This is a genomic window from Pseudoalteromonas luteoviolacea, from assembly GCF_000814765.1.
GTDB lineage: Bacteria > Pseudomonadota > Gammaproteobacteria > Enterobacterales > Alteromonadaceae > Pseudoalteromonas > Pseudoalteromonas luteoviolacea_H.
The window spans coordinates 491,181-505,786 of sequence record NZ_JWIC01000005.1 but is presented as its reverse complement, the minus strand read 5'-3'; the positions used below and the strand labels follow the sequence as shown (position 1 = coordinate 505,786).

Annotated in this window: 9 protein-coding genes; 3 read left to right on the top strand and 6 right to left on the bottom strand. The window is 41.4% G+C overall.

Going from position 1 to position 14,606, the window contains the following annotated elements:
* The 5 genes from JF50_RS09680 to JF50_RS09660 all read right to left on the bottom strand — a co-directional run bounded on the left by JF50_RS09680 (position 1) and on the right by JF50_RS09660 (position 8,933).
* Positions 1–1,137, bottom strand: coding sequence for a tryptophan hydroxylase (locus tag JF50_RS09680; protein WP_039609233.1), 1,137 nt, complete (start codon positions 1,135–1,137; stop codon positions 1–3).
* On the bottom strand, positions 1,137–2,426 hold the full coding sequence (locus JF50_RS09675) for an FAD-dependent oxidoreductase (protein WP_039609232.1): 1,290 nt from the start codon (positions 2,424–2,426) through the stop codon (positions 1,137–1,139). Before JF50_RS09675 ends, JF50_RS09680 begins: the two co-directional genes overlap by 1 nt.
* A gap of 2 nt (positions 2,427–2,428) precedes the next feature.
* Positions 2,429–5,464 (bottom strand): iminophenyl-pyruvate dimer synthase VioB, encoded by a 3,036-nt coding sequence (vioB, locus tag JF50_RS09670; RefSeq protein ID WP_039609231.1) that lies wholly within the window; start codon positions 5,462–5,464, stop codon positions 2,429–2,431.
* Between the two features lie 54 nt (positions 5,465–5,518).
* Complete coding sequence (locus JF50_RS09665) at positions 5,519–6,817, bottom strand: FAD-dependent oxidoreductase (RefSeq protein WP_039609230.1); 1,299 nt, start codon at positions 6,815–6,817, stop codon at positions 5,519–5,521.
* Positions 6,818–7,553: 736 nt separating this feature from the next.
* Complete coding sequence (locus JF50_RS09660; RefSeq protein WP_039609229.1) at positions 7,554–8,933, bottom strand: MATE family efflux transporter; 1,380 nt, start codon at positions 8,931–8,933, stop codon at positions 7,554–7,556.
* Positions 8,934–9,220: 287 nt separating this feature from the next.
* On the opposite strand from JF50_RS09660, the gene JF50_RS09655 reads away from it, so the two are divergent.
* The 3 genes from JF50_RS09655 to JF50_RS09645 all read left to right on the top strand — a co-directional run bounded on the left by JF50_RS09655 (position 9,221) and on the right by JF50_RS09645 (position 13,294).
* Positions 9,221–9,616, top strand: a complete 396-nt coding sequence (locus JF50_RS09655; RefSeq protein WP_039609228.1) for a MerC domain-containing protein — start codon at positions 9,221–9,223, stop codon at positions 9,614–9,616.
* Positions 9,617–9,878: 262 nt separating this feature from the next.
* Positions 9,879–10,748 (top strand): hypothetical protein, encoded by an 870-nt coding sequence (locus tag JF50_RS09650; RefSeq protein WP_039609227.1) that lies wholly within the window; start codon positions 9,879–9,881, stop codon positions 10,746–10,748.
* 212 nt (positions 10,749–10,960) lie between these two features.
* Entirely contained in the window at positions 10,961–13,294 is a 2,334-nt protein-coding gene (locus tag JF50_RS09645; RefSeq protein ID WP_039609226.1) for a PAS domain S-box protein, read from the top strand.
* Here the strand turns inward: JF50_RS09645 and JF50_RS09640 are convergent.
* Entirely contained in the window at positions 13,286–14,455 is a 1,170-nt protein-coding gene (locus JF50_RS09640) for a response regulator (RefSeq protein ID WP_039609225.1), read from the bottom strand. The genes JF50_RS09645 and JF50_RS09640 overlap by 9 nt on opposite strands.
* Between the last annotated feature and the right edge of the window lie 151 nt (positions 14,456–14,606).

The window sequence follows — 14,606 nt, the reverse complement described above, 5'->3', positions numbered from 1 at the left end:
TTATTTATCTCCACGAGCCAGTGCTCTCTCAAGTGCTTGGCCAAGTGCTGCGGGCAGTGGCGGTAATTCGCTACGGCGCTCTGCAAAACTTTGTGCAATTTCTGGTGGTGATAAATGCATTCTGTCTTCCACTGTTTCAAACCATAAACGGCTGATAGTGGCATGTTGGTCAAATAAACGCATGATAGGCATTACATGCTGGTTAAAGTCAGTCAATGCTGCTTGCACATTGTCTGGGTTGTCATACACGGCTTTAACTAATATCTGTGCCCCAACCACTGCCATGGTTGTACCGTGACCGATTGAGAAGTGGCCAGACTGTAGCGCATCACCAAGTAGTGCAACATTGCCATCAAACGCTTGTTCATGGCTTAAAGTCATAAAGTTACGCCATTTTAGGCCTTCTTGTGCCATCACTGGATTGCCGTCTAAGTCATCTTCAAAAACCGATGCGATGAACTTTTCAGCATCTTGCGCTGACATTTCATCTAGGCCAGACTTTTGATAAGTCTCTTCGCTACATTCCACCACGAATGTACTCATCGTGCTGGAATATTTGTATGAGTGCGCGACAAAAATACCCTTTGAATGAGATTTAAAAATCAGGTTCATGGCATCAAATGTTTTGGGCGTGCCGTACCACATATAACGGTTTTTGCCGAATTCGATTTTAGGTTTCAATGCGTCACGGTAGTAAGTGGTGGTATGGTTGATGCCATTTGAGACCACCACTAAATCATAGTCGTTACATAATAGTTCGGCATCTTCAAGGGCTGGCTGTTCATAGTCAATGGTTATGCCTAAGCTGACGCATAGCTGTCTAAGCTCTCTTACCATGGATTTTCGCTCTGCACCGCACAGTGTCACGCCGGTACTTTTTAGCGCGCTTTGGTTGTGGTGAGTGAGTTTGAAGTCCTCCAAATACTGAGCGTCTAGCGTTTCATGGTTTGCTAGGTAAGACAGTGGATTAGCAGGGTGGTGCGGCGCACGACCTGGCAATACCACGCCCCAGCCAACAACGTTTGCATCTGGGTGATTCTTTTCAATGATGCGAATATCCCACTCTGGCTGTAATTTTTTAGTTTCACTTGCGAACATCAGGCCAGATGGGCCTGCACCAACGACTAAAATCTTCATTAATTCATTCTCCCTATTTTATACCAAACGTTTTGCTTTTCTTGCTTGTCTCTAAGTTCACTGTAACGCATTGAAGTGAAATATAATTTTTCTGCCATATCTGGCGGATAATGATCTGGAAACTTCTGGTTCATGTAACGTGCAAACCGTGCTCGCATAAAGAATATTGGGTCAGAGCAGCTAAGGACCTCGTAGTTTGCTCGTGCCATATCTTGCATTGCATCCGCTTCGATTTTTCGAAGTTCTGTGAATTCACTCAGTACTTTGTCAAAGTCATCGCCATATTGCTCAAATAAAGTATCTAGCACGTAGGCATCTTCAAGCGCCATATTCATGCCTTGCCCTAAAAATGGCGCTGTGGCATGCGCTGAGTCGCCAATCAGTAGTGCAGTGTTTTTATAGTGGAATGTAGAAGAGCGAACATTAATTAAGTCATTGCTGGGCTTCACCATAAATTGTTCAAACATATCCTGGCGAATATCTTCTGGGACCATCGGGTAGTACTGGTCGAAGAATGCACGCATGGCGGTGCGGTCATCACTGTGTAAACTCACTTGCCCTGTGTAAGGTAAACAAACCGCGAAGCTGATACTGCCATCAGGTATGGTCGCCGCTCGGCCTGCAAATTGGCCACCTGAATCCATACCAAAGAAGTAGAGTAGATCTTTGCGTAAGCCCACTTTTGAGGCGTCTGGCACCACAAGCGTTTTGTAACCATGTTTGAAGAAAGACTGGTGGAACTCAAAGCGTCGGCAGTTTGACTGCATGGCCTCGCGCACACATGAGCGTGCGCCGTCTGCGCCTATCAATAAGTCACCTTTGTGAGTGACAAAGTTGTCTTCACTGTCTTTGGTCATGACTGAGCTATCGTCTAAGTTGACTTCAATACAACGTTGGTCATAGTGGTAATGAACGCCTGCTAGTTCAGCGTATTTATTGAGTAAAACTTGAAACGCACTGCGACTTAATGACAGTGGTTTGAGCTTATCAAGCGGCGGCAGTTCACGTGTTTTAGGTTCACCTTTGATAAAAAATGACATACCAGATACTTCAACGCCACATGCTTGCAATTCCTCAACAGGGATCCCCGCAGCGACGACAGCTTCAATGCCTCTTACTGTCATACTCACACCAATGGCGCGTGAACTAACTTGGTCAATATAGTCGGCCTGGCTTTGTAGGGGATTTCCACGTTTTTCTATGATGTGTACATCGTATCCACGTTTTGCTAAGTATATGGCTGTCAGGCCACCGGCTAGACCGCCGCCAATGACGATTATTTTCTTCATGATTAAGCTTCCCTTGAAAGTTTGCCAGTTGCGATTTCATGCATCTGATTTTGAAAAAACTCTAATAACTCAATTTGTGTTGTTGGAGGTTTTGCACAGACCATAGCTCTGCCCATATCAGCAAGCTGTTTACACTGCTTTGAGATGGCCATACACCCTTGCTCTAGGTCTGAAAATACTTGTGTTTCAATTGGTTCTGGCACAGGTGGACCTGCGTTTCTGCCCAGCGTACCCGATGGTAAGGTCATTAATAAAACCGATAGTGGTCTTAAAATGCCAGTCATTAAATCTATGGCACCATTCATTAAACGAGAGCGGCGCATGCTGCCCAGTGGCTGAATGGCAAAGTGCTGCATCATGAGTTGAAACATCAATTCATGACAGCCTTTATAAAATTGCATGAGTTCTACAGCAGCAGGATCGGTAACGAGATTACAGCCTGTTCTCGGTTCAAAAACAGGGTTTTTTAACACCGGATAAGCTGGCTCGAACGGAATGTCGCTGTTGGTTAAAGTTTTAGAGATGGCCCGAAGACGATTAAAGTGACTGACTTCGAATTGTGGTGAGTCAGCAGCAACACCTTCGCCTTGCTCTGTGACGAAGTTAATGGCAAATAGTGCAGTTTCTTTGTCGTACACCTCAAATTGATAACCGGGATATTCACGATTGATAATTTCATTTAAGAATAAGTGGTGTTCACCACCGAGGTTGACCCGCTCTTTGCCAAATAAATCGGGGATCTCTTCAATACCTTTGGTGATATCCGCGTAAAAATCTGCGATAGATTTCCCAACAGTTGGAAAAAACGCGGGCCACTCAAAGCGCACAAACTTTGCGATGATGTGCTCAGAGAAGGGTTCAAAAGAAAACTCAGTATCGAGGCCAAACTTGTCTTTGGCTTCTTCACCAAGTACGGGTTTACCCGGATAAAACGGCTCACCAAGTGCCATCAATAAGTTATTGACGACCAAATAATGGATCATCTCTTCATGCGCTATTTCGAGTAAAGCGCCACGCCATCCGCTGTTTAATCGTCTATCTTCGCCACCATTTACTAATTCAAGTTGTTGTTCACTCCAACGGCCCATAGAGACAAAGTGCTCACCAATGGCATAGTTAGGTAACGAATAGGCACTGTAGATATATTGCAACATAATCGACAGCTCAAGATCGACGGCATCTTTTAGTGCACTAATCAGCTGTGCTTTTGTTTTTATATTGCCACTGATTTGTGCCTTTGGCTGCGCATTGGGTAAGATTTTAGGCATGGCCGATTGTTCGACATTACATAAATACTTTAGGAATAATTGTGCGTGTGCGGCAGGCATTTCACGGGTACTTGGCATGTAATAGCTTTTATCCCTATTTTTGGGGTCGCACATTTGCCACATTAAACGGGCATAGGTTTCACACTTACATTTATCCGCCATGCTAAAAACGGCTTCGGTCATAAACGGATAAAACAGCTCGTAGTACGCCATGACATGTTGATAAAGAAAGTCGTAGTCAACTTGCTCTGTCGGCGTATCTGCGAGTGCCCAAGCATCTGGGAGCACTCTGATTTGCACTGAGCTATAAAACTCACCTAAAAATATTTCTGCGCTACCTGCGGATAAACTCTCAACCATAATGCTGCCATGACCACTATTGTCAGTATCAAGATACGCACAGCAAGTGACGGTGTCAGGTGTCAGCGTGTGTGTTGCTAATTGTGATATTGACGCTGGTTTTCCACGATAATAACTGCGCACACCTAATTCGACTGTACTGGGCTCTTTTGTAACTGAGTTTGGGCTTTCCATGGCGACAATATGGTGCTCAGCTTGAATATACCAATCGCTTTCATACCAAGTGTGACGTTCGGAACATAACTTCAATGAGTGTTGCTCAAATTGGCTATCAATATCAGGGAGCCGAATGTCAATTATCCCAGAGTTAGTTGCATTATTGAGATAACTGTCTTTTGGTATGACGGCGATCACTTGGCCACTATTTGACTTTAAATAGAGGTCGCCAAGATCTACTTTCTCACTGAGTTTTGGTGGCATGCCATTTTCAACTGGCATGGTTTCTTCATATCGCTGGTGGGGCAAACTTATGGCGGTATTTAGACTCAACCAGTTATCTCTTATTGATAAGGCAATTGGTGCATATTGTTCGCTGTTATCTGGTCTTAAGATTCTGCCAGTAGGGCAAGTGGCCATATCGTCGTTGTGCCATAAACTAATGGTGCCGTGTAAGTCACAAAATACAGGCATATTAGGCGCTTTGGGTGGAGACAAGTTGCTTACGCAGTACTGAATTAGCAAGCCTTTTACTGTAGGGTCTTGAAGCTTTTCTCTGAGTGCAGTCAGAAACTCAGAGTCCAAACCAAGTTGATTGAGAATAAAGTCTTGACTGTCCTTACTTACTGTAAATTGAAATAAGCGAGCTTCGCTCATTTCCTCATAGAGAAAATGGTTAATAGGCTCTTCGATATAACCACGGTTAAGCCAGCGAACACCATGGGTACAGTCGATATCTGCTGAAAGAATATGCGCAGTGTTAGCTGACGAATTAGGATCGGTGATGGTGAGCTGACCTGCGTAAATTAAGGCTGAATCTCGTCTTGTTGGGTCATTATCAACCCAGCGAGCGCGATTAAATGAAGTTCTTAAATATTCGTTATAATGTCCCCACAGTGACAGTTTTTTCCCGACGAGCTTATCATCGGTAATGTACTCCCCAGGGCGTAACTGAACTGAAGTGACGAGTGTATTTTCCCAACTGAAATGGTTATTACCACGCATGTTATACCCTGTTGCGAGGTTAAACGCGCCGTCTTCGTCAATGTGTCCTTGAGCGTTAAATTTTGGCCCCATCGACTTCATGTAGTCATGAAAGGCGTGTGGTGGTTTAGACACATCATAGGGTTTACCATCCTTGAGGGCCGTGTTAGTCGATATATCTAACGTGTTACTGATATTACGATTACCTGTTGGCACATTAACACGCGCAACCCCTTTAAAATGAACTCGGGGAAAATCGAGAATACTCATTTATAAAAACTTCCTAGTTACTGATTTCTTAATTATGTCTGTGTCTAATGACAATTAAACGTGCGCAAGTTCGTAATCTTTTTGATTCAGTACTTGCCTTTGTCTCACTCTTTCTAGCACTGTTTTAGCAGCATTGGTGCCAGCGATAATACCGCCCTCCATCCAGCCACAATGAGGTGTATATGCATCTGACGTTGAGATAATGTGTGACTTTTTATGCTCTAATGTTTTTGGATGATTAGGGCTAGACTCTTGCGAGAATTCAACACCATGGACCCAATGTTTGTATGTGTGTGTAATGGGGTCTGGGAGTTGGCTAACATGGCACTTTAAAGCATCTGCCATGAGTTCTTTTACTGTTTTTAAGTAATGTGCTTCACCTTTTAATGTGGCGTCACGCCAAAAATTTGCGTAGTCACTATCGGTATAAAAAAATACATACCGGTTGTCCTTAAAATACAGCTTTCTGATAGGGTTATTGGCAATGACAACGTGATCGGCTAAATCCATTTCTTGCCACCAAGGCGTATCATAAAATAAAAAGCCTTTGAACAGCGGAATAGAGCCATAGGTATAGTTACTCCAATCTTGTGGGAAGCCGCAGTTAAGCTTTTTCATTGCGGTAGGTGGAAAAGTTAAAATCATCTCACCTTCATCGATGACGACTTCTTGTTGATTGTCATTTAAAAGTTTCAGTGATGGCGTGCTACTGTCAGCTTCTATTTCGATTAACTCGTGGCCAAAATAAAACTCAACACCATGCGCTAATGCTTGCTCGTATAGGCGCTCAGGAAGTGCAGAAAACCCTTCTTTAAGATTGAACCACTCATAACCAGCATTGTCAGAAAACCCTTGAATCTCAGGGTGCTTTTCAATGATATCGAATGCAATATGTGGCGTGATGTTTGGTAATGATAATGAGTCATAACCTAGGGCGTTGATCATTTCTCTGGCCTGATTCCTGCCTACATAAATCGTTAAAAACTCTTCAAATGAATCATGCGCATGCTCGTCACACAAAGGTTTCAAATTTTTCAGAATACTCTTTAAACTTTTATGCAATGCTTGTGGGCGCTTTAGTTGTGTAAAAGGGAATTTTTCATACGCCAAATTCAGCAATTTAACCTGCTCTTTGACATTATGATGAAGCCCTGAAGAAAAGCGTCCTGCACCAAGGTCAACATAATGATCATTGACTTTTATCGCATGTGCTCGCCCACCGACGCGATTTTTATGTTCATAAACTCGAATGGTTTTCTTTTTGCACTCATTTGATTTTGCTAACGTTAGCGCGCAAATGATACCTGAAATGCCCGCCCCGATGATTGAGATTGTATTTTCTCTAACCGTCATGTTCCATGTTTCCTTGAGTTTTCCTAAAAACTTGTAGCTCTAAATGAAACTTCATTAATAATTAACATTATTTAAATATTAAAAATCATTGTTAAGCCGGTTTATTCACTGAAACACGAAACTGTTAAATTCGTATTCCATAAAATCAATAGATTATGATTAATTAAACTCGCTGTAATTGCTGAGGAGCATGATACCACTATCGTTTGCAATAATTAACATTGATCACGAGAATGTTATTAAAATAATGATATTTTCGGTCTGTAATAATTTTTAAACTGTTTTGTTTATTGCAATTTGTGCATTTACTTTATTGCGATTTTAAATTTAATTTATTTTTTTGAAATAAAGCAGTGTGCCAGTTTCATGATTGGTACATGAATTTTTGTTTTCAATTTAGGGATAAATATGTAGGAATTGTGGAGATGAGATTTCAGCGCATTACACGATGGCTTTTACTTGGGAGCACGAAGTGTAAATAGCTAAAATGGACTATTGATTAATGTTATGAATTTAAAAGGGTTTTAGTAATAAATTGGGGAAGGTGTCGTCTTGTAATGGGATCTTTTTGCAGGTGGCTCAGAGATTAATACTTGTTGATGAAAGCTTGAATTTTGACTGCGATTTTGCTTTGGATTTGTACCGATTACCTAAAGTGGTAAAACAATAGGTAAATCGGTATTTGTTTATTTGCAATGTAAAAACTAAGATGAATTTTTTATAACTTGATGTAGATCTAGTTATTTTTCATTAGTTTTTTGAGTGTAAATAGCGAGAAGGCTAGAGCAAATAGTCCGCCAACTGTATCTGCAATCGGGAAAGACCACCATAATGCGTCAGGAGTAAACGCATCTGGCAGTACTGCCATCAATGGTAAAAGTACAATATAGGTGCGCGCAGCATCTAGCATGGTTGCAGGAAGCGCTCTACCCATGCCTTGAAAGAGGCCACTGGACATCATACAAAACCCAGATAGTGCAAATGCGCAAAATGAGATGAGCGCGATGTGTTTACCGAGTTCCGTGACGTGCTGATCTTGAGTAAAGAGTGCGATAAGCCACTGCGCGTTAAGGCAAAGTATAAAAGTGACGATAAGCCCCCAGCCGACACTCATTGCGCACGCGACAATGTATGCTTTATATACTCTTTGGTACTGTCCTGCGCCATAATTGAATCCCGCTAGCGTTTGAAGCGCAACCATCATGCCGATTATAGGCAAGAATAAAAACATATAGCTACGTACTAAAATACCATGGGCTGTAATGAGTGGCTCAGAATTTTCTGCAAAAACGGTTGATATAGAATATATAGTTGCAGCGAGAATGACCGAAAAACCGCCATGAGATAACAACACAGGTAACCCGAGACTAATAATTTTAGTGTGGACTCTTAAAGGGCTAAAGAGTTGCTGTTTGTTGAATTGAACTTTACTCTCACCTTTAGCTTGCAGTTGTAGCGCCATTACAAGTGCAATGCTGATTGCGCAAATGGTCGCCCATGCAGCACCGGCGACACCCCATTCAAATACAAAGATAAAAATGGCATCTAAAATGATATTTAAAACAGAAGCTGTTGTGAGCACTTGCATCATGGCCTTTGGGTTGCCCGATGCCCGAAATCCTTCAGTGATTTGGTTGCATACAAAACCGACGACCCAAAACAATACAATAGGGGTTATGTAGCTATTCGCCTGTACTTTTAATGAGTCAGGTACCGCTAATAGGTTAAAGATGTTATCTAGATTAAAGTAGGTGACTAAGCACAATATCAATGCTGCACTCATGGCGAGTAAAAACGAGGCCGAAAATACTTGATTGGCATCATGTTGCCGTTTTGCACCTAGGTATCTAGAGACGAGTGAAGCCATGCCACTGCCGAGCATTGTGCTTATGGCGATTAAAAGCATTTGGATTGGAAATACGGCTGAAACGGCCCCCATTGCTTGAGCGCCAATACCTTGCGAAATAAAGAGTGCATCCACAAAACTGTATAAACCGCTAATTAGCATGCCTAAAATTGTAGGGATCGCTAAAAAACAAAACTGTTTAAATATTGGCGCAGTTAGCAACGGTGATTCTTGTTGTGCTAACTCAATGTCTGCTGTGGTCGTACTCATAGATTATCCTTGTGAACTGTTGATTGCTGTCGCTAGTGTACTGAAAAAAAATTAATAAAGTTAACTGTTTGTTTGTAAAATTTTAAATTTTTCATTTGCTTGTGGTTTTTATCTTGGTTATCAAATCGCACACCGAATAAAACTTGATGATTTTGCCATGTACTTTTTGTGACTATTTTGTTCAAGTGCTCACGCTCTTTGTATTGATACAGAATATAAGTTGCTTATCTGATGGCATTTCTATATTTTATTGGTATGTTATATTGTATCTTTTTGTGGAGAGATAAATGCTAGGAAGTTTTCAGCAAACAGGAGATCGTGTATCGATTGGTCTCGCTTTGTTGTGTTTAGCACATTGTCTATTATTACCATTAATGGTTTTAGCATTGCCATTTTTAGCGACTAGCTTTCTAAAACAGGAAGCGTTTCATCAAATGTTGTTGGTAGGCGTTTTATTAACCAGTGTTTTGGCTTTGTATAGCGGCTGCAAGACTCATCGCAAATGGCAAATTTTTGGCGGCGGTATTGCTGGGTTGGTTGTGTTGAGTATTGCTGCGTTATTTGGTCATGATTGGTTTGGAGAGTTCGGAGAGTCCATCTTAACGGTTATCGGTAGCCTTATCGTTGCTTATAGTCATCTTATTAATATTAAGACGTGCAGAAGCGCATCTTGTCATAATTAACGCCGTTTAATTGATAAAAGCTACTTTGTGAAAGCCACTTTGTGCAAGTGGTTTTCAATCCCTGAGTTTTCCCCGCATCAACCTCTATTGTCGTCTTTTTAACAAATAGGTTATTTAACCTGCATGTACTATGCTCAATGCATTGGATTTGTAAAAAGGTGTGTGCGTTGCTGGATTTTAATCATAACTCTCAGTGTGTTAGCCAAGTTAGTTTAATGGCATTCTACCGGCCATCCGATTGTAATTTGGTAGGTGCAGACTAATGGACGGGTTTAGAAACTTTGCACGTATCCCCATTGCACTAAAAATCTTTGTGGTTGTTGTTTTTGGTTTATTAGCGCAGGTTGCAACTTTGCAACTGTACACATTAAAGCAAACCACAGACAGTCATTTAGCCACGCGTATCGACGAAGTGAAAAGCTTATTTGTGCAAGCCAAATCAGCCATCGAATTTATGAATACACAAAACCGCCTTGATGCAATGGAAGAGTACTTGAGTTTAATGAAGACACACTCTGAAGTTGCTTTGGCTATGGTGTTGGATCACCACGGTGTGGTTGAGACAAGCACTAATCACAACTATGTTGGTGTGGTGCCGCAACAGGTCGCGCAGAGTTTGAAACTCTCGCCAGCATCGGCGCAACAAATTAGCGATGCTTTGTCTTCGTCACAAGGCCTAACGCTTTTTGACCAAACATCAAAGAAGTTGGTGCTAATTGGGCCTATTGTTGATGCTAATTTGAATAATTCGCCGAAGTACTTGATGATTTTGGCAGACTATGCACAAGCATCACGGTACATACAAAATTCGACCATGCATGCTTTTACACCATTATTTGTGATTATGTTGGTGACCGCTTTACTCGTCGCGCTGATATTTCATGTTTCCATTCAAAAGCGTTTACAAAAAATCTTTCGCCATTTTGATACATACAATTCAGAGCAAGATGTCGCGCTGATTGAGATCAGTGGCATGGATGAACTGAGTGAGCTTGCAAGGAGAAGTAATCGCTTATTCCAAGATTTAGCGAGCAGTCATGCAGCGACAAAAGAGCAGAAAGATTACTTTCAGGCGTTATTTGAGGGATCACCGATGCCGTTGTCATTGTTGATGAAAAAGGCAATATTTTAGATCTTAATCATGTCGCAGAGTCCTACTTAAACGGTCAATTACAACCTCAAGCGCACTTTAACTCGCACTTCAAATTATCTCACTGTTGTGATGATACACAGCTATTAAGCTTATCTATCGAGGCAGAAAGAAACCAAGGTCTCAGCGTCAAAAGTTTTTGGCTATTTGAAGATAAATGGCATGCAATTAACTTGTCAGTGACCAAGCTCAATATGAAAAAGCAGACACTGGCCTGCTATTTGGTGGCGTTTGTCGATCAGCAACAAGAGTTTGAATTGAACTTGCAGTTGCAGCTGAGTGAGCGCAAGTTTTACTCCATTATTGAAAATATTCCTGAAAGCGTCTTTCTACTACAAGAAAATACCGAAGTGGCATACCTCAACAGTCAGTTAAAACGGTTTTTATCCATTGATAAGTCGATTAAAGACTCTAAGCAGCTATTGCAAGCGTGTCCCAAAAACATTGCTGATTTCATTGAGCAACGCATGGATTCAGTGATGAGTGGAGAAAGCTATATAAGAGAAGAGGTGCATTACAAACACAAAGGGGAAACCTTTTATAGTGCCATCACATTATTTCCGATTGTTAAAAGGTCGGACCGTAAGTTTGCCATGGCTGGGGTTATTTCTGATATTACTGCGCAAAAGAGAACGGATCATACCCTGCAACAGACTCAAAAAAGGCTTGCAGGGCTTGTGAGGCATGCCCCATTAGCAATTATTGAGTGGGATAAGTCATTAACCATTGTATTTTGTAATCAGGCTGCATCTAGTCTGTTTGGTGTAGGGCAAAATGACCTTGTGGGTAGTAATTTGGCCGAAGTGGTCACCTCAGAGTTTAATACCGAATTAGAAAGTTATTTATTGAGTACTGTTTCAAATGAGACTTCTGCAAAACAATTGATTGCGATCACAGATGCGCAGGGACAGCAAAGAGTCACTGAGTGGCAAAGCTTTATGGTATACGAAACTCAAAATGAGCCACCACGATACGCTTCTTTGGTATCTGACATTACGATGCTACACGAGGTCATTGAGTCTTTGGAGTTAAAAGAGGCTGAAAAAGACGAAGTCTTACAGTCGATGGTTGACCCTGTGATCACAATCAATGATAAAGGGCAGATCTTAACATTTAATAAAGCTGCAGAGGCCGCGTTCCAGTATCAGGCTGGGAATGTCATCGGTAAAAATGTCAAAATGCTTATGCCTAATGAATTTGCCAAACATCACGATACATTTATCTCAAACTACATGACAACAGGTCATAAGCAGGTTATCGGGATTGGCCGTCAGGTTGTTGGTCAGCGCGCAGATGAAAGTGTTTTTCCGATGCATTTATCGATTAGCGAGCTGCCGCTGATGCCAAATGGCGTAAGAAGGTTCATTGGGAATTGTGTTGATCTCACCAATATCAAAGAAAAAGAAGAGCAGCTAAGGCGCTCGATGAAAATGGATGCACTAGGTAAGTTGACAGGCGGTATAGCCCATGACTTTAATAACTTGATTGGCATAATGCTAGGCTATAGCGACATTGTGCTGATGCAACCTGAACTTGATGAAGACATTGAAAACCACGTCAAAGCGATTGTAAAAGCAGGCGAACGTGCGACCAATTTAACGCAAAAACTCTTGAATTTCTCGCGCAAGGAAAGTGAGTTAACGGAAATATTTTGTTTGAATAATGCGTTGATAGAGAGTCGGCAGCTTTTGGAAAAATCACTGAAAGCAGACGTTAGATTGGTATTTCACCTAGCTGAAAAACTACCCAATGTCAGCGTTGATAAGCATGACTTTGATGACATGATATTAAATTTGGTTATCAATAGTGTGCATGCAATTGAAGACGCTGGTACGGTGAGCGTTTCAACCCAGACTCAGCTTTACCAAAATGACTTAGTAGGCGCTTCGCCGAGCTTACATGTAAGGTGTGAGGTGGCTGACACGGGGACGGGTATTCCTGATGAATATATAGATAGTATATTTGACCCGTTCTTTTCGACAAAAGGAGACAAAGGCACTGGACTTGGGCTGAGCCAAGTGTATGCCTTCATTCAACGGAGTAGGGGACAAGTAGAAGTAAAAACGAGTGAGCAGGGGACGCAATTTTTAATCTATTTTCCTGTCGTAGATGCTAAATCTTCTCAGATTTCTCATATTGAAGCGATACCCAGTCAAGCTCAGCATATGCCTTATAAAATTATTGTGGTAGACGATGAATTATCACTTGCTGATGTGGTAGCGAAGTTGCTTCGCCAAGTCGGGCATCAGGTTGATATATTTGATAATGGGAGTGATGCACTGCAGGCTATGATGCATACTCAGTATGACTTGGTTATTTCTGATGTACTCATGCCTGATTTAAATGGATTCAGCTTAGCTAAAAAAGCGGTGCAAAGGTGCCCCGAAATTAAGATCCAGATGATAAGTGGCTATGTTGACGTTGAACAAGTCACTGACTTTGATGAGCAACTTTATGACAACCTTTTAAGAAAGCCCTTTCGTCCCCAAGAATTACTCAATAGAGTCGCTCAGTTGTGTTCAGAATAATTCTGGCTTATTGGTGCTGAAATCAATATTAGTATCAGCCTCAGGTAACGATGTTTTTTCCATTGCAAAGTATTTGTCTGTTTGTTCGATGACGTTTGTGAGGTTTGACTTGAGTAAATCCATCTTAGGCTCAAGGGCACTGAGTTTTTTAGCTTCTTTGGCAATGAGATTGGCGATGAAAAGCTCTTGTTCTTCAGTTAAGTCGAGAATATGAAAACTGGAAGAAATCTGATGATTTAAGTCGTTTGTAACATCGAGTATCAAGCTTTTATACTCATCAGAAATATTTTGCAAAGAGCTTATTCCACTGGTGATATCTAAGACGATTTGCTCTATGGCCTGTTGACGCGCCAAATCTAGTAATTTGGACTCAACCCCTTCAATAATTGCGACAGAAATATCTTGAATGGCACCGCTTTCTTCTGGTGACTCCGGCATATTCTTAATTAAGAAGGAGACATTTTTTTCATTAACAATAAGACGCCTGCCAAAATGATGTAATCTGCCTTTGGTGCAAAGTAGTTCAAAAATATTTTGCTCAATCGGGCTTATTTGTGTCTCGTTTGGGCCATAAAACTGCATAGTCTCTTGGTTTATCATGATGCTGCTGAGCATACCCAGCTGCTTCATAGTAGAAAAGAACTGGTTAACGACTTGTTTTTGATTTCTGCATTGATTGAGTAATTTAAAAAATTGCATAACCAAGCTGTAATGGGATGCTTGTTGCATTGAAGACAGTGCGAGTGTAATGGACTCTTGTTCGCTGGCCTTTAGAATGGTTTGTGATTGAATGAATTCACTGACTTTTTGTACTTTGGTGATCAGCTCTTTCATCTGGAAGGGCTTTGCAATGAAATCATCCGCACCTACGTCAAAGGCACGTAATCTCATATCCAAATTATTGTAGCCAGACACTAAAAAAACAGCACAATTTGTTGGAGATAACTCCGTTTTAATTTTTTCACATGCCGCCAAGCCATCTATGCCAGGCATACTAATATCCATTAAAACGACTTGTGGTGTGAAATGTTCGAGAATGTCATAAGCTTGGGTTGCCGAGTCTGCTTGTTCGCAAACAAAAAAAGGTTTTAAGGCGGCGGTGATCATATCCCTTACTGCTTGTTCATCGTCAACAATAAGCACCTTAGCTTTGTCTGCCATAGCACACATACCCCTAAACTTAGCTTTAAATCGTAATTAATTATCTTGACTATCATCAGCATAGTGTACAACCAAAACATATGCTAAGTATTTACGACTGCTCACGGTCAAGGAGATAAATTAGATTTAACCAAAGGGGCGTTATAAGTTA